19 protein-coding genes and 4 pseudogenes are annotated in these 15,154 nt (G+C 38.2%); 5 read left to right on the forward strand and 18 right to left on the reverse strand.

Annotation, left to right across the window (positions count from 1 at the left end):
* Positions 1–162 precede the first annotated feature (162 nt).
* Positions 163–279 (forward strand): annotated as a pseudogene (locus AC07VD_RS13700) (DUF8096 family protein); the annotation flags it as partial.
* Positions 280–366: 87 nt separating this feature from the next.
* Here AC07VD_RS13700 and AC07VD_RS13705 read toward each other — a convergent pair.
* The 7 genes and pseudogenes from AC07VD_RS13705 to AC07VD_RS13735 form a co-directional block, all read right to left on the reverse strand.
* Positions 367–633 carry a hypothetical protein gene (locus AC07VD_RS13705; RefSeq protein ID WP_128737935.1) on the reverse strand — a complete coding sequence of 89 codons (267 nt, stop codon included), beginning with the start codon at positions 631–633 and terminating at the stop codon, positions 367–369.
* A gap of 847 nt (positions 634–1,480) precedes the next feature.
* Positions 1,481–1,845 (reverse strand): annotated as a pseudogene (locus AC07VD_RS13710) (UPF0715 family protein).
* A gap of 95 nt (positions 1,846–1,940) precedes the next feature.
* Positions 1,941–2,215, reverse strand: a pseudogene (locus AC07VD_RS13715) (YnaG family membrane protein).
* 45 nt (positions 2,216–2,260) lie between these two features.
* The gene (locus AC07VD_RS13720) at positions 2,261–2,572 is read right to left on the reverse strand and encodes an HIRAN domain-containing protein (RefSeq protein ID WP_250635310.1); all 312 of its coding nucleotides are present in this window, start codon (positions 2,570–2,572) and stop codon (positions 2,261–2,263) included.
* The gene (locus AC07VD_RS13725) at positions 2,547–2,903 is read right to left on the reverse strand and encodes a hypothetical protein (RefSeq protein ID WP_250540172.1); all 357 of its coding nucleotides are present in this window, start codon (positions 2,901–2,903) and stop codon (positions 2,547–2,549) included. The genes AC07VD_RS13720 and AC07VD_RS13725 overlap by 26 nt, the downstream gene beginning before the upstream one ends.
* Before the next feature lie 513 nt (positions 2,904–3,416).
* Entirely contained in the window at positions 3,417–3,725 is a 309-nt protein-coding gene (locus AC07VD_RS13730) for a hypothetical protein (protein WP_042976007.1), read from the reverse strand.
* A gap of 199 nt (positions 3,726–3,924) precedes the next feature.
* The gene (locus AC07VD_RS13735; protein WP_217018429.1) at positions 3,925–4,626 is read right to left on the reverse strand and encodes a hypothetical protein; all 702 of its coding nucleotides are present in this window, start codon (positions 4,624–4,626) and stop codon (positions 3,925–3,927) included.
* Positions 4,627–4,888: 262 nt separating this feature from the next.
* Here AC07VD_RS13735 and AC07VD_RS13740 point away from each other — a divergent pair, with 262 nt between their 5' ends.
* Positions 4,889–5,224 carry a YolC/YozM family protein gene (locus AC07VD_RS13740; protein ID WP_024571447.1) on the forward strand — a complete coding sequence of 112 codons (336 nt, stop codon included), beginning with the start codon at positions 4,889–4,891 and terminating at the stop codon, positions 5,222–5,224.
* A gap of 34 nt (positions 5,225–5,258) precedes the next feature.
* Here AC07VD_RS13740 and AC07VD_RS13745 read toward each other — a convergent pair whose 3' ends face one another.
* Both AC07VD_RS13745 and AC07VD_RS13750 read right to left on the reverse strand, forming a co-directional pair.
* Positions 5,259–5,618 carry a hypothetical protein gene (locus AC07VD_RS13745; protein ID WP_024571448.1) on the reverse strand — a complete coding sequence of 120 codons (360 nt, stop codon included), beginning with the start codon at positions 5,616–5,618 and terminating at the stop codon, positions 5,259–5,261.
* 5 nt (positions 5,619–5,623) lie between these two features.
* Positions 5,624–6,091, reverse strand: coding sequence for a DUF4879 domain-containing protein (locus AC07VD_RS13750; protein ID WP_003241736.1), 468 nt, complete (start codon positions 6,089–6,091; stop codon positions 5,624–5,626).
* Between the two features lie 240 nt (positions 6,092–6,331).
* Between AC07VD_RS13750 and AC07VD_RS13755 the strand changes: the two genes are divergently transcribed.
* Positions 6,332–6,406, forward strand: coding sequence for a putative holin-like toxin (locus tag AC07VD_RS13755; RefSeq protein WP_413927852.1), 75 nt, complete (start codon positions 6,332–6,334; stop codon positions 6,404–6,406).
* A 282-nt stretch (positions 6,407–6,688) separates the two neighbouring features.
* Here the strand turns inward: AC07VD_RS13755 and yobK are convergent, their stop codons facing one another.
* The gene (gene yobK / locus AC07VD_RS13760; RefSeq protein WP_024571449.1) at positions 6,689–7,147 is read right to left on the reverse strand and encodes a type VII secretion system immunity protein YobK; all 459 of its coding nucleotides are present in this window, start codon (positions 7,145–7,147) and stop codon (positions 6,689–6,691) included.
* Between the two features lie 9 nt (positions 7,148–7,156).
* Positions 7,157–7,777: pseudogene (locus AC07VD_RS13765) on the reverse strand (HNH/ENDO VII family nuclease); the annotation flags it as partial.
* Between the two features lie 145 nt (positions 7,778–7,922).
* Here AC07VD_RS13765 and AC07VD_RS13770 point away from each other — a divergent pair.
* Positions 7,923–9,359, forward strand: coding sequence for a flavin monoamine oxidase family protein (locus AC07VD_RS13770; RefSeq protein ID WP_217018428.1), 1,437 nt, complete (start codon positions 7,923–7,925; stop codon positions 9,357–9,359).
* Positions 9,360–9,608: 249 nt separating this feature from the next.
* Here the strand turns inward: AC07VD_RS13770 and csaA are convergent, their stop codons facing one another.
* From csaA to AC07VD_RS13805, 7 genes are all read right to left on the reverse strand, one after another.
* Positions 9,609–9,941, reverse strand: coding sequence for a chaperone CsaA (gene csaA, locus AC07VD_RS13775; RefSeq protein ID WP_217018426.1), 333 nt, complete (start codon positions 9,939–9,941; stop codon positions 9,609–9,611).
* Between the two features lie 64 nt (positions 9,942–10,005).
* Positions 10,006–10,731 carry an AraC family transcriptional regulator gene (locus tag AC07VD_RS13780; protein WP_144530341.1) on the reverse strand — a complete coding sequence of 242 codons (726 nt, stop codon included), beginning with the start codon at positions 10,729–10,731 and terminating at the stop codon, positions 10,006–10,008.
* Positions 10,732–10,745: 14 nt separating this feature from the next.
* Complete coding sequence (locus AC07VD_RS13785; RefSeq protein WP_130572464.1) at positions 10,746–11,489, reverse strand: GNAT family N-acetyltransferase; 744 nt, start codon at positions 11,487–11,489, stop codon at positions 10,746–10,748.
* Between the two features lie 77 nt (positions 11,490–11,566).
* On the reverse strand, positions 11,567–12,142 hold the full coding sequence (locus tag AC07VD_RS13790; protein WP_024571455.1) for a TetR/AcrR family transcriptional regulator: 576 nt from the start codon (positions 12,140–12,142) through the stop codon (positions 11,567–11,569).
* A gap of 5 nt (positions 12,143–12,147) precedes the next feature.
* Entirely contained in the window at positions 12,148–12,849 is a 702-nt protein-coding gene (locus AC07VD_RS13795) for an MBL fold metallo-hydrolase (protein ID WP_116316648.1), read from the reverse strand.
* A 76-nt stretch (positions 12,850–12,925) separates the two neighbouring features.
* Complete coding sequence (locus AC07VD_RS13800; protein ID WP_153256118.1) at positions 12,926–13,408, reverse strand: GyrI-like domain-containing protein; 483 nt, start codon at positions 13,406–13,408, stop codon at positions 12,926–12,928.
* A 53-nt stretch (positions 13,409–13,461) separates the two neighbouring features.
* Positions 13,462–14,400, reverse strand: a complete 939-nt coding sequence (locus tag AC07VD_RS13805; protein WP_130572466.1) for a helix-turn-helix transcriptional regulator — start codon at positions 14,398–14,400, stop codon at positions 13,462–13,464.
* Between the two features lie 204 nt (positions 14,401–14,604).
* On the opposite strand from AC07VD_RS13805, the gene csk22 reads away from it, so the two are divergent.
* Positions 14,605–15,150 (forward strand): mother cell-specific sporulation protein Csk22, encoded by a 546-nt coding sequence (csk22, locus tag AC07VD_RS13810; RefSeq protein ID WP_017697551.1) that lies wholly within the window; start codon positions 14,605–14,607, stop codon positions 15,148–15,150.
* Positions 15,151–15,154 lie beyond the last annotated feature (4 nt).

Genomic DNA, 15,154 nt, shown 5'->3' on the forward strand with positions numbered 1-15,154 from the left:
CGATGTGGTGTGTTCAAAGAGGTATGCCAAAGTCTTACACAGCGCAGTTCATCGCTTTTTTTATTTCGTCAGGTCACATGTGAGGTCACGATTTTAACAATAAATCCATCTTATTTGCTGCTTCTAATTGCATACTTAAATTGTTTGAGATTACAAAGAGATCCTGATGTAAAGTACGGCAACTGTGACAATTGCGATTACACACTGTTCAAAAGCTCTGTGAAGAGTGGAATATTCTTGCGTGAATGTCGGCGCTGTGGGATGCAAAAGAGCATTTAGTTTAATGAAATCCAGTGTATGTATAATCTAAAGACATTGAGGTCAAGCCCTACAGTTATTTTTCTATAGGGCTTTGAAACTGTTACATTAGTAGCTTTCCTCTGTGTCGATTGAAGTGAAAGGTTCTAACTCAATGGCCTCATGTACTTCTGGGAAAAGATAAATTTCTCTCTGTTGCCCTTCACTGTATGCTTTAACCAATGGAGCAATGGCATCTGACCATTTTTTAAATTCTGTAGGATTTATTCTTGGAGTAGGAGTGTAAGCGTGATGAATTGCATACGCAGTTGTTTTATTTAAAACACTTCTAGGAATCATTTCATACCATGTGTCAGTTCTATTATGTCCTCCCAACGCTGTACCATTTACACCATACCTACGTGGAGCTGTTGCATACAGAATGTTCCCCCTTGAATCAGTTAAGAAAACAACTACTGTGCCGGTGAAACCTTTCCACTTTTACTAGTCCATGTTTTAGTGGTTGCATCTAATCTTCCACTTGAGGATATAATAATATTGGTTGCCATTCGTCTATGATCCCCTAATTCTGTATGCTGTGAGCCCCGTAAAGGAAATGTCACACGCTCATCACTTTCAATACTTTCTACGTAAGAATTAAAGTTTAAGTAATCATTTCTGTAGTCAAACGATACAGGATACATTGCGTCGTCCCAATTTTGATAGAATTTTTGGAATTGATAATTATACACAACAAAAGACCTCAGTAAATAATTTAGGTCAATGACCAAAATCAACATATTCAGTTAACTCGAACAAAGCTCCTAAATATTTACAATTAAATATGACAGTGTAAGTTCCTTAAAGATCGCAACCTTAACTCAAGAACTGTATAATTTATCTTCCTCTTCATTTTTAGGTATTCATAAATGTTTTCAAGTGTAGCCTATAACTCACTCATTTTTCTTGATTTTAAATTTCAGGAATTGTTCCATAATCAAAATAAAAATATCTTCTGTTGGCTTTTCTTATATACTTACTTTTCTTGTTTAAGCTCTTTCTTTTTATTCCTTTTGTAACCTGCATAAGAGCCGCCAAAAATAGCTATAAACATGGCAATCCAAATAAAAATGTTCAAGGCAACTTCCCCAATTTTAAATAAAACACTTCTTTTATCTTGAGCCCTTTGCCTCTTCCCAATAGAAAATGACCTTTAATTCCGCAGGAATATAGAGTCCCAAAATCAATAAATGAGAGCTGCAACAATACTCATAATGTAATAATTTATGCTTTTTAGCACAGCAAGAGCACTTGTTGGATTAGTTTTACAACAAAAAACGATAACGCAGCTACAAAGGCTATTGCTGTGTAAATAATAAGATTAATTAAATTAAACTTTTTTCCCCTTTTTCGCAGCCACATTTGAAAAGGAACAGCAAACACCAAGTAAGTGATTAAAGCGTAAAATGCAATGATCCCAATAGTTACTAATGCGATTGCCATAAAGCCGGAGTAAACAAACATGTACAAGCCAAAGATTAGACCATAGGACAAACTTGAAAATGCCAATGTATAAGCGTAACTGTCTAACGGTTTATATAACCCCAAATTAGTACCTCCGCATTCTCCCGTTTCTATAAAAAAGTTGTTTTATTCATTTATGCAATTGCTCAAGATCTTCATCAATTTTGTCATTTTAATTTTTAAACTCCAAATAACAAAGTTCCGCCTATAAACCAGAAAAAAGGAAATAGAAACATAATTGCATTTAAGACTATCCCATATACAGCACATCGTTTATTTGCCTTTATTAAGACCAACGCCAAGGCTATCCCTATAGGGGAAAGTATTAATGGAAAAAACACCGGCATACCTTGCCATGGAATTGAAATAACTCCCGTAAATAAATTAATAATTAAGATAGCTGAGATAATTGGAATAGTGATTGAAAAATACATGGAGCATTTTTAACATTCATATTTAAGGTAAGTCTCCGTTCTCTTTAAAATCGTAGTTTTATTGTCTATTTGTCTGTTTTAATCACAATTTGACACTCAATTTTATAATCTGTTTCACCGGTCTCAATCTTTGTATCATCACGGTTAACTTTATATTTTCCTCCATACAAACTTGCTGAGATTGGGTGCCTTATACCACCCTTTAACTGATCGTAAATGTATTTCTTGCCTTCTTGAAAATTCTTTCGCGGAACATGTCCTACTTTGCAATCATTTACATAGACAGCTATAGCTTCCGGATCGTACTTGTTGTTCTCTTCTAACCGCAATTCACAATTTGAGAAAAGGGCATTATGATAAATAAATATCGGCTTCAAAAGTTGATTCTATAATCTCTTTATTTGTCATACCGCCATATTTTTCATCGAAGAAAAAGCTATCTTCATCCTCTATCTTGATGGCTTTCTTAATATCTTTTTGATAGTGTGATGTTCCTGCAACCTTAAAGTCTATATACTCGAAATCGAAAAATGCAGACTTTTCCTCATACTTCCTTGAGAAATCTGTTTCTTGAATCAAGATTGGAAAATTTTCTTTTTCTAATGCCACCTCTGTTTCGTTATTAACCTCAACAGTGTTAATACTATTATTTCTATTCTCATGCTGCTCTTTTTTATCTTTGTTCTTGAAAAAGTTGAGTATGTCCAAAATGAACCCCTCCAATTAAAATAAAAGATTGGTTTAATCAAATAACTCATCATCAATAAAATCATTTTCTCTTGAAAGTTTATTCGGATCCTTTTTTAAAAACCTTTGCTTTAACTTTTTCTTTAACTGTTAATTTTTTGTTTTTGTCCTGACATATATGGCATACATAATCTCCGTTGTATGTAGTGTGCAGCCAATCTTCTGCATTTTAGAGCATACTCACGCTCTTCACCTTCTAAAGCATTAAATTCCTTATCATTTAAATCTAAAGAGCACTTTCCTGTTCGGACTTTATAACAGTCAAATTTACTTAGCCTAAAATAAAAAGAATGTTTTGTAGGATTTATTAACCTGTCCAACCTGATCATCCTTTCTCTTTAAAAGAATGATTTTATCTTAACTTACACTCTCACGAAACTTGAATTTTCGTGTATGAAGCACCAGACCTTCTTATTTACTAACTCATAATTCAACAATTTATGGAATATAAATTCTTTCTTTCCCCATTATTTTTTAAACGTGTTCTTTTAATACGAACAATTTTGATGATTCTAAACAATTAACTTGATCATCCATAATATAAGCCTCCGACAACCATTCAGGCACATGTCCTAAATGTTGTTTGCCCAAAACTAATCTTTTTAAAGCTAAATTAATTTTCATCTGAACCCAATAGAGATTGGAATAAGTTCCAAGGTATTTATTGAAACTATATTTTTTACCCTCATGTTCAATAACCTCAGTATATTGGTTTACATAACAATCTTCTTTTCCAGTGTGAGGAGTGTTTCGAACCCATATGGTTTGGTTCTCTACTTTCAAAAAAGAGATGTTCTTTTATGGTTCTTTCGCATAACCAGTGCACCTTTCTTCAATAGTTGCTCATCATACTCCTCCAGAAAACCAAAGCATCCTTTCCACTTTTGATCATTAATTTTAGGTCTTATAACATTATGCTCTTTTATAATTTCATTTTTATTCCCAAATCTTTTCGACTCATAACGAGCTTCACTAGCTGCGCTCAATGTTTTTCGTAATAATAGGATTTGACCCAATGATAATTTCTACCCTTATATTCACACCATTCAATAAATCCCTTTGATTGTTTTTCTGTAAACAACACCCAATCATTCAACAGATCTTGATAATAGTTAAGTGCTTCGTTATTGTTATTTCTTGTTTGTTGACATTCTACCTTGTTGTTTAGCTGCAGCGACTTAATAATAAGTGCTGTATCTTCTTTAATATCGCCAAGATACAAATCTTCGGATATATGATGAAATGAATACCAAAGGGCGTTCAAATTAATATCGATTAGCGTTAATAAGGATAATTGTTTATTGCTGCCACCAAGTCTAAGCGCATTGTGTAAGTAATCGACACGTTTTTCGGTATTTAAAAACACGCCATACCACCTATATGGCCTTGGATCTTCCGGATTATTCTTCATCCATCCCTCAAGTAAAGGCTTTAAAAGTTCCTCTTCCAAAGGATGAACGAGTACATGGTGAATATCATCTGATGTTTCAAATAAAGCAAATAGCCAACAAGCAAACTTCTGTTGGGCATTATTATCCCACGTCTTTGCTTCATCAATAAAGGAAGATAATGCTTTAAAGGATTCCTTACGTAACCCTTTTTCTTTGAGGGAGCAGAACTTTTGAAGTAATGGATATTCATCCAATCTGTCACTTTTCAAGATATTAGTTAAGATATTTACCATTGCTCACATCTCTCTTCGTTAAGAATAAAGTCCATGTTTTATTTAGGTTTTGTACCTTGCTATATCACTAAGAATAACTTGATTTCCATTTTCCTTTTTCTACACCTGAATGCTTTTCAAAATGCTATAGTTGCATTATTTAATTTGCTTCACTGAAAGTAATATGAACAATAAACTGAGTTGTTATCTTCAACTATAAAGTATGTATCCTGGATTAAGAAAAAGGAGAGATTCTTATCGACGAGGGAGAGAGTAATGGTGAATGAAGAAGAGGTTAATTGGATTTTTGATTTTAGTTCCTGTTTTGATTATGTCAGGTATAACTTTAACCGAAGCAAATAAAAAGTCCCCTTTGGAAGTAATTGATAGTATTCGGGATGAATTTGGTTTATTTAGTGTGCAAATTGGTCAAACAGATCCGGCAATTACAATTGGCATGGATCAAACCAAAAGTGAAGCAAAGCTCCGTGAATATTTAGAACATAATCTATCAAGAGAAGCAAAGGAAAAATATAAGATTTATATATTCAAAGATAATATTGATAAGTTGAAGAAAGAGCATCAAAAGTATTTGCGAGAAAATAACCTCAATAAATAAAATACCCAGCACTAAGCTGGGCATTGTTTCATATTTAAATTGAATTTTTATAAGCATTAATTGCTTCGTTTCGCAACAGCATATTATTTTTGTTAACCATGCCTAAGTTGCAAGCTTTTTTGATAATATCTAATACCTGTGAATCTAATGCAGAGAGATTGCCTCCTGGATTAAATCTTGATTTCCAATAGTCTAAAGACTTATTTAGGTCAAGTGAGCTTTTTTTGTTCTCGGGATTAACTACTTCATTTTTCTCAAGTTTTTCACAGAATTCACTAAAACCAATGGATCTACTAGGAGCTGAGTTATTCCCCCCGTATCCTTCTGTAGCCAAGCTGCAAAATGCTAAGAATTTTGGATCTTTAGTTACATCATAATTAGAAGAGCTAATCACCTGGTTCACTCTCTTTCAAAATCAATTTTTTGGCTGTAAACAAAAGTGGTGCCTGAGCTTAATGCTTTAATCTGTATAGAGTTATCTTGAAGTGCGTCCATTGGAATCTCAAAATATTTATCCCAGCCTATAACCACCTTATTCTGACCAAGAATGGCATCAGATTTGTACATCCTAGCTGTACCATCATATAACAGATTTTTCCCATCTTTACCCGTGATAACTGTTAACTTTGTATACCCCATAAAACGAGCCCTAACGTGAAGTTTATCACCTTTTAAAACACTTGGAGCTTTGGTTTGGTTAAAGTTAATGTAATCCCAAGCAAAGTCGTTTCCATCTGATGTTATCCCTGTAATTTGCAGATAATAAAGTGGTGTTGCTTCTGCTGCTTTGGCTTTTGATGAATCAGTGAAAGCAAAAGCTACTACTGCTAGAAGAGCAAGCAGCACATACGTAATTCTCTTCTTCATTTCCTAAATCCTCCTTGGTACAAGTTTACATGTTAAATATCGTCATTTGAAGGGAATTGTTTAATATTTGAAATAAAAAAAAGAACCTGCATTAAGCACGTTCTTTTCATACTGTCAATTTATTGTGAATTTTTAACGACAAGGACATTTATGTATAGTAAAATATTCCCTGCTCATTAAGTTTGCTCACTCAAGGGAGTCTTGCTCATCCCCTATGAAAGAGGGTGAGGCTATGTCAACATCCAGGCATTAATGCTAATGCTTGCATTCGGGTCATTTATAATTGCCCTGTTGACATATATAAATAAAAAATAGACCTCCCTTGAGCCTAAGAACCTGAAGGGATAGGTCTACCAAGAAATCACATCGAGCAAGCCCTTTAGTGGGTAGCTTTAGTACAGAGACGGGGTGTTGATAGCACCCTAGTCTTTTTATTTTTTGCATTTTTTATACCTTAAAAAGCATAATCCTTATCCTAATTATAACCATATAGAAATGTTATTTGAATACAATTGCTTTATGGATAAAACCATTATTTTATTTAGATTGAGGATGTGCAACTCAAGTGTATCTATTGAGCAATTGCAATATTTTTACTTAATCGTCCCAGTCTTCATCCTCTTCCCAATCATCTTTCGCTTCCTGAATCTTATTATAAAAAAATTCAATAAAGCTTTCTGCAACAGTATCTTGATAACCAACTACCCTATCCCATTCAACTACAGGGCATTCTCCGTCTTTCATTTTATTTGTATCTAGACAGTAAGCAAAGTAATCAACATCTTCAATAACCACAAGTCCATCAGTAAGACCATAGTGTTCTTTATATTCATTAGTTCTATTTACAACTAATGCATGATCAAAGTTGTAGCCTAAAACTAAAACACCGAATAAACCACCAGCACCGTATTTTTCTAAAAACCATTTATAACTGTTGGGGAGATCGCATTGGAGGTTTTCTTCAATGCGACCAATGTTTTCATGACTTGCGCCTTCTGTAAATATAGCATTTTGTTTATTTTCATTAATAAAGTTCTCAACCTTCGAATAAATCATATAAACACCTCAATTCTCATTTTCAAATTGTTTCGCTCTCCACTTCCAATATCTCTTTCTAAAGCTCTCGTATTGTGCTTTTAAAACCTTATCATTTCTAAAACTTTCACCATCAGACTTAAGCTGATGAATGACATCACTATATTTTGTATGTAAGCTGTTCGGGATTTCAAGCATTGGGCCAGGTTCTTCTTGAATCAAGTGATATAAATTAATCTGTGTACCGTCTTTTGCATAAGGGGCATTCCCGTTTTTCATTAGCTGAAGATTTGTAACACCGAATTCTGTTTTTTGATTAATATCAATATCTTTCATAGTATACACTCTACGGCTTACATCTTTAACTTTCCCCTTCGCCTTTACCTTCCCCTCTATTTCATATGCTTCATACTTTTCTTTATTTAGCCAAGGGGGGCTTATCTTTTGGCCAGTAAACGGTTTTCTTGTTCCATCCGGTATATTCTTCGCATTAGTCAAAAGTTCATTCTTAAGGCTTTGGCTATCAACCACATTGTATGGCACATTATCGGCTAGAGCAAAGTCGTACTTAGGATTATAAGGCAGCAAATCTGGAATCTTGACGTCCTTAATTTTCTTCCCTGCCTGACTTGCTTTGTTTATGACCTTCCCCCACCAAAGTTAGTCACATACATCACCCCTTTATTTCCTTTTAACAATAACCTTTCAAATTCCAAAAGATGTGAACAGATCGTGATAGGCGCTCTTTTCAATGAATATAATGCAATAAATTCTAAAAAGAGGTGCCTCCAAAAAAGTGAATTCTCTAATGAATGATGACATGGTAAAGATCATTAGAAATGGCCTTAGCGCATCCCAGCATCCAAAGCATATTCTTGTTGTAGGAGCTGGATTGTCCGGGCTTGTATCAGCATCTTTGCTGAAAAATGCCGGTCACAGAGTAACGATTCTCGAAGCGAGCGGCAGAGCGGGCGGCCGTGTCTGCACTTTGAGAGCTCCCTTTAGTGATGATTTGTATTTTAACGCTGGCCCGATGCGCATACCGAATAACCATTCGTTAACCTTAGAATATATAAAAAAATTCAAATTGCCAACAAATGTATTTATCAATAGAACCCCTATGGACATCATTTATGCAAATGGAATCAAAACACGTCTCCAAGTTTTTGAACGAGCTCCTGGAATATTGAGATACCCAGTTGCACCACATGAACAAGGGAAAACGTCTGAAGAGCTGATGCTTTCTTTACTGCAGCCTATTCTAAATTTTATCAATCTAAATCCAGCGAGAAATTGGCGGATTGTCGAAGAACAATACAAAAATTATTCGTTAAGCTCTTTTTTAAACACGTATTTTTCATATGGCGCGATCGATATGATCGGTGTACTTTTGGATATGGAAGCGTATATGGGGATGTCCCTTGTTGAAGTATTGCGGGAATCTATCTTTTTTTCTTCACCCGCTCACTTCTATGAGATAACTGGCGGCATGGATCTGCTGCCTCACGCGTTTCTTCCTCAATTAAAAACAAACATTCTATACCATCAAAAAATGATGAAAATTTCTCAGGGTGAAAATAGTGTTACGATCCATTGTCAGCATCAACAAACGGCAGAATTCACATCATTCACAGCTGATCTCGCTATTGTAACCATTCCTTTTTCAACATTGCGATTTGTAAAAGTCGAACCATACCATTCATTCTCGTACTATAAACGGAGGGCAATCCGTGAGCTAAACTATATCAGTGCAACAAAAATCGGCATAGAGTTTAAAAGCCGATTTTGGGAAAAAGCCGGGCAGCGCAGCGGCAAATCTATTACTGATCTACCGATTCGTTTTTCGTATTATCCAAGCAGAAATATTGGAGCAAATGGACATGCCGTCATTCTGGCCAGTTATACTTGGGCTGATGAGGCACTGATATGGGACAGTCTTTCAGAAGGAGAGCGAATCCAGTATACTTTACTGAATTTATCTGACATCTATGGTGATATTGTGTGGTCTGAATTTGTGTCTGGCACTTCTTTTAGCTGGAGCCAGTACCCGTATTCTGCGGGAGGTTTTACAGCTTTCGAACCAGGACAAGAATTAGAGCTGTATCCCTATATTCCTGTCCCTGAGGGCAGAGTTCATTTCGCCGGAGAACACGCCTCACTCACTCATGCGTGGATGCAAGGCGCGATTGAATCTGGAATACGTGTTGCTTATGAGGTCAATCGCTTACCTTAGATCATGCTCACCTTCTGTACTAAAAGATTATTACATTTCATATAATAAGATCTTGATTAGACGGACAAATTCAATCACAAAAACAAAGTAATCCTTGCAATCCTTCGCCCTCCATGCTATATTCATATAGCGATGAGCTGAATTGTGTAAGTCGATGTACATGCCTTTACGGCACACACGAATGTGGCGTGTGGTGCATCGCCTCAATACGCAAAAGACGTTTGCCTTAGGCAAACGTCTTTTTTTGCGTTATCCGATTTTTGTGCCGTTTGGGACAGGCTGATCCGGCTGCAAAAGGACGACGTCGCCCTGGCCGGGTATGCCGCCGAGGACCAAGACTTCCGATTTAAATCCGGCGATCCGGCGGGGCGGAAAGTTCACGACTGCTATGACTCGCTTGTTGACGAGATCTTCCGGCTTGTAACGCTTCGTGATTTGTGCGCTCGATTGTTTTAAGCCGATTTCAGTCCCAAAATCTATCACAAGCTTGATTGCCGGTACTCTTGCTTCAGAAAATTCTTCCGCTTTTACAATTGTTCCCGTTCTGATATCCAATTTCTCAAAGTCTTCAATGACTGCCATATCAATAACTCCTTTTTCTCCTATTGTAAAGGAGATATTCAAGATTCGTTTAACCAAATAGCCATTATTTTTTATCTGAATATAAGGTGTTTCGATACAGGCGGGGCGGCATTCCTGTGCTTTTTGTGAACCATCTGGTAAAAGAAGAAAGGTTTTGAAAGCCCAGCGCCTCGCTCACGACGGTAAGGGTTTCATTTCTCTCCATCAGCATTCGTTTTGCTTCCTCAAGGCGAAGGTCGGCAATATAGTTCTGCGGGGACTTCCCTGTCTGTTTTTTGAACCAGCTTGAATAGTAAGCTGGGTGATAATGCTCGATTTCTGCCAGCTTCTTAATCGTCAGCCGCTCAAATAAATGGCTGTGAATGTATGCAATTGAGGCATAGTTATGGGATTGAAGCTTTTCTTTTATGTATTGTACTAGCATATGAAGCGAGTTGGCTGTTCTAGCCTTTGCTTCCTCTGTCAGCAAGTACCTGATCGAAGACCAGAAAGGGTCGAGTGCAGCTTCAATTCCCGATCCTGCACGATACTCATCAATTTTCATTGCATGAAGCGGAACATCCAGTACAAGACATTCATTTCTTCCGATAGAACGGAAGCGATGCTCGCACTGCGGCGGAATATATAAAAAATGATCCGGATTTAATTTCACCTGGCGCTCTTCAGTTTCAAGATCAATACTCCCTTCAAGCGGAAAAAGAAATTGGCTGTACGCGTGCTTATGTGAATGATAAAGGCGTGTGTATGTCCGTTTTTCGCAAATCATCTCTTGAAGCGAATCCATCAGCAACCCCCTTCCTTTGGTCATCTTTTAATCCGGTAATGGTGTTCCGATATAGGCGAAAATCCGATTTTTTCATATAAAGAAACTGCCGCCAGATTTTCTTTCATCATTTGTAAAAACATGCGTTCCGCTCCGTTGTTTTTTGCCCATTCAGTCAACACCCTGATCACTTGGGTTCCTGCCCCTTTTTCTCTGTGCTCCTCAGCTACAACGATATTACTAAGTCCGCCATAACCATCAATGACAGAAACCGTGCCAAGCGCTGTCAGGCTTTCTTTGTCATACATCTTGAAAAAAGTTTTACACGGCGGCATGCGTTCGAATATGTGTTTGTAACCTTTGTGACGTTCGGGTGAAAACCCTTCTAATTGAATAAATTCATCTATCCAAACAGATGGTGGCTCTTGTTCCCACTTGTATGTAAATCGGCTGTTGTCATTTGTTCGGCTCATAATTGACCGGCACAACGCTGTCATCTGGAAGCACTCGTCTACCTTTTCATAACGGCTGTCTGCCAATGCGTCATCAAGCCCTTTCGGTGATGCGTTGCTAATATGAAAACAAACAGGTAAGCCTAAACTTTGATAAAAAAGTTCGGCCTCTAGCTGAAAATCCCCTTCAGGCATATCCGCAGACGTCCATACGCTATTTGCCCTTTTGGTTACGCCAAAATTCGCTCTGAGAAGCCATTTCCCTATGCTTTTTTGAAAATAAGCCGGCCATGAAGCTGCCGCTAATCGTTCAATCTTGTGAATGTCATCCATTGCATAATGCCTCTCCCCTATGTATACTCCCTTGATATTATACAATATTCAGAAATATAAGACATCCATTTATTTGTTTACATAATATTTTTATTGTTTATTAATAATCCTGACAAAAATGTCCGAATTGAAAATGACAGGCTTTCTAAAATGTCCTCCTCACGTTCAAATGCTTCTTTTGCGATTAAAACAGCAAAGCCATGCAGCAGGCTTCTGAGCCCCCTTGTCGCATGAATGGCAGTCTTTTCACTTGCATAGCCGTTTTCAATGAGCAGCTTCGTCACAAGACAGACAATTTGGTCAGAGACGATTTCCGTCCGTTTGTCCTGAACCTTAAGAAGAGCCGCTTCATAATATCCGGGATTTTCAATTGCAAAATCAACATATGCATGAGCTAAAGAAAGCATCGCGGAATCTCCCTTTCGTTCGGTTACGGAGTCCGCCATTTGATCAAAAAGCTTTGTCAGTCCTCTGACAGCAAGTTCTGCTCTGATCGCTTGCAGCCCGTTGATATGGTTATACAATGACGGGGGGCGCACATTCATTTTTTTAGAAAGTGCCGCAAGTGAGACACCATTTACCCCTTCCTGATCGGCAATCTCCGCTGCAGCGTCTACAATCATTTTTTGGGTCAAACCTATTCTCGGTGACATGCTCATCATCCTTTCTTTGCTTTTTGGATCGCCTGTCTCATCCGCTCTGAAGGTGATCGCAGGAATTTTCCATGTCCGACAGCGAGACAGGAAGGCGCCTTATCGGCGAGCAATTGTGCACTTTTGATGGCCTCCTCCTTATTCCATGTGGCGAAAGCGGGAAAAGGAAACGTCCATTTTATCTGACCTGATACAGCGATTCCTCCGCGCAACTGAAACGCATCTCCTGCTATTAAAGTGCCGTTTCTTGTATCAAGAAATGACATGCTGCCCGGAGTATGGCCCGGTGTTGGAATGGCAAGCAGAGAACCAATTGTTTCACCGCCCGTCAGCAGTTGGTGAGGCTTTGTTTGTATGTGTTTCGGAATACCTCCTTTTATAGGCGTCTGCGGCTCATCTTGCCGCAAGGATGTGTCACCTTGAAGCAAGAATGAATCTCGTTCCGAGATCATAACCTTTGCATGCGGAAATGTTTGTGCCAATGTATCCAGTGATCCGACATGGTCCCCATGTGCATGAGTCAGTAAAATATGCCGAAGCGGTTTTCCAAGCTGATTCACAGCTTGAATAATCCCTTTATAGCTGCCTGGCAGTGCGGCATCAATAAGGGTGACTTCGTTTTCTTCCTCTACTAAATAGCAATTAACCGGAAACAATGCTGGAAAAAAAGTCAGCTGCCAAACCGTTTGGTACTGAGTAATTCTCATCTTTTTATTCCTCCTAACAAAAACTAATGGTGTTAGTTTTATTATTAACTAACACCATTAGTTTATCAAGAGTTTATTATTTTTTTATCGCTACATAAATGTTAACTTGTGCTCGCTGTGGCACTGCGGCACTTTGATCATACATCTCAAAGTCACCTGTAAACGTGCGCAGATGCCGCTTATCCCAAGTCCAAATTTCCTTCCACGTTTCAAGCACAATCTCTTCAATAGGGCCGATTCTGGAAGTGAAAACGGCGTAAGCGGAAGCCGGCAAATTAATGTCTTCATATGGTTCCGGAAGAGTACTGCTGTGTTCCTGAAACGTTCCGACTGAAAACGTATAAAACCCATTCGTCTCTTGTTCATAATTCGAATATAAGGCAATAATGCTCTTGTCTTTTTCAGCCTGTGATAAAAGAGCGCTCATATCCTGCTTCCAGAATTGATCCCACAGTGCCGGAATCCTCCTTTCTTCCGTCATTTCCAGTGCGTTGCTTGTCCGTTGTGACAGTCCGGCAAATCGTTTCCGGTCTAAGTGTGTTATATGTGAAAAGCCCATACGTTCTCCTCCTTTTGTTAAGATTATAGACAAAGAAACCTGACAGCAGTGTGTCAGGTTTCATATATTTTTTGCATGTGATGAATGGTTTCTTTTACTTTATCCCGTATATGAAGAGGCTGCAGAACCTCAATATCCTTTCCGAACTGGAGCAAAAAACCGATCAGCCATTGATCTTCTGGAAGTGAAATCACTGCCCGGCAGATTTCATCTTCCTCACAGTGAAGAACATCATATCCGAACCATTCACCTATACGCTGACGTGCTGCCGGCTGAACAAGAATAACCAGTTCAGTTAAACGGCCCTTCTGGTACCAATTCTTATCCCATGGCAAAGTATCCAGCTGAATGTCTTTTCTGATAAAGGTTTGATGTAAGATGGCCAGATCTTTCATCCGGTTCAGTTTAAAAAAACGAAAATCATTTCTTACCAGGCAGTAGGCATATAAATACCAGTGCCCCGCCTTGCAAACCAATGTATAAGGTTCAGTTTCCCGAAGTAGTGTTTCCCCGCTTGCGCTTGTATATGTAAAAGATATCGTTGACAATCGATCGATGGCGGCGCTTATTTTCTCGCGCAGCGTCTTTTGATCCTCAGTATGGCCCCATGCCGTCATGTCAATAAACCATTTTTCTGTTTGGTGCTTAAATGCTTGAGCAGATTGCTTAGGTATAAGGTGTTTGATTTTTTGATAGGCTGTGCTGTGAGAAACGGGTTCATACATAGATGAAACGCTCTGCAAAGCGGAAGCAATTGCAAACAATTCCTCCTCCTTCAGCCACTCTCTTTCAAGCCGATACGTTTCCATGATGCCAATTCCGCCCCCGGAACCCTGTGAGGTCACAATCGGAATACCAGCCCTATTGATCGTCTCAATATCACGGTAAATTGTTCTGACAGATACTTCAAACAGCTCAGCAAGCTCTGCAGCCTGCACTTGTTTTTTGCTGATCAATAACACAACCATCGCTAACAAACGTTCCAGTTTCATTCTGCCACCTTTTCTTCTTGTATTTTCCAACAAAACAATCATAACATTTTGATAAAGCTTGGGCATATCTATTATGCGGCGGAATACACCTCGCATATGCTATGAAAACAGGGGGTTCCCCTTCTTTTTTGTGTTCAGTATTTATTTCAGCTACTATTTCCAACCGGATAAGCATACACTTCTCAACGGAGGGGATTTCACATCATGCATCTTACACTTCAGAGCGTTTATCCTGCCATGATCATTATCTTTTTTCTGTATAAAAAAATTAAAAGGTCCATCGGATACCAGCCGCTGAAGCCCCGCTGGCTGTTCACCCGTATCATTCTTTTCTCGCTGTTTGCTTTTGGCCTTTCAATCTTCAGCGCCATTCACCCTTTTTTATATGGATATCTCATTTTGGGCATTCTTGGCGGATGGCTCCTTGTCTTTTTCGCTAAGAAAAACATCTCTTTTGAAAAACGCAGAGGAAAGATCTATTTTCGGACTCATATTTGGGTAGAAATGATTCTCTTAACCTTATTCCTGTCAAGATTTCTATATCGAGTGACAGAGCTTTATCTTACCTCGCCTGATCTAAACCGCCTTGGATCATACAGTCAGTCAATCGGAACGGACCCTCTGACAATTGGCGTCTGTTTTCTGATAGCCGTTTATTATATCGGTTTTTCTTCTTTTGTCATCAAGCTCAGCAGAAACGAACTCGAACAGCACGGACACAATAAAGAAAAAGACATCCTTGCCCGCTAGCAGC

This window comes from Bacillus sp. GW821-FHT01G09, assembly GCF_059422205.1.

Coding starts and splice junctions, on each gene's coding strand:
- AC07VD_RS13735 (WP_217018429.1), bottom strand. CDS start 4,626: ATGGTAAATATCTTAACTAATATCTTGAAAAGTGACAGATTGGATGAA.
- AC07VD_RS13740 (WP_024571447.1), top strand. CDS start 4,889: ATGAAGAAGAGGTTAATTGGATTTTTGATTTTAGTTCCTGTTTTGATT.
- AC07VD_RS13750 (WP_003241736.1), bottom strand. CDS start 6,091: ATGAAGAAGAGAATTACGTATGTGCTGCTTGCTCTTCTAGCAGTAGTA.
- yobK (WP_024571449.1), bottom strand. CDS start 7,147: ATGATTTATTCGAAGGTTGAGAACTTTATTAATGAAAATAAACAAAAT.
- csaA (WP_217018426.1), bottom strand. CDS start 9,941: ATGGCAGTCATTGAAGACTTTGAGAAATTGGATATCAGAACGGGAACA.
- AC07VD_RS13785 (WP_130572464.1), bottom strand. CDS start 11,489: ATGGATGACATTCACAAGATTGAACGATTAGCGGCAGCTTCATGGCCG.
- AC07VD_RS13790 (WP_024571455.1), bottom strand. CDS start 12,142: ATGTCACCGAGAATAGGTTTGACCCAAAAAATGATTGTAGACGCTGCA.
- AC07VD_RS13795 (WP_116316648.1), bottom strand. CDS start 12,849: ATGAGAATTACTCAGTACCAAACGGTTTGGCAGCTGACTTTTTTTCCA.
- AC07VD_RS13800 (WP_153256118.1), bottom strand. CDS start 13,408: ATGGGCTTTTCACATATAACACACTTAGACCGGAAACGATTTGCCGGA.
- AC07VD_RS13805 (WP_130572466.1), bottom strand. CDS start 14,400: ATGAAACTGGAACGTTTGTTAGCGATGGTTGTGTTATTGATCAGCAAA.
- csk22 (WP_017697551.1), top strand. CDS start 14,605: ATGCATCTTACACTTCAGAGCGTTTATCCTGCCATGATCATTATCTTT.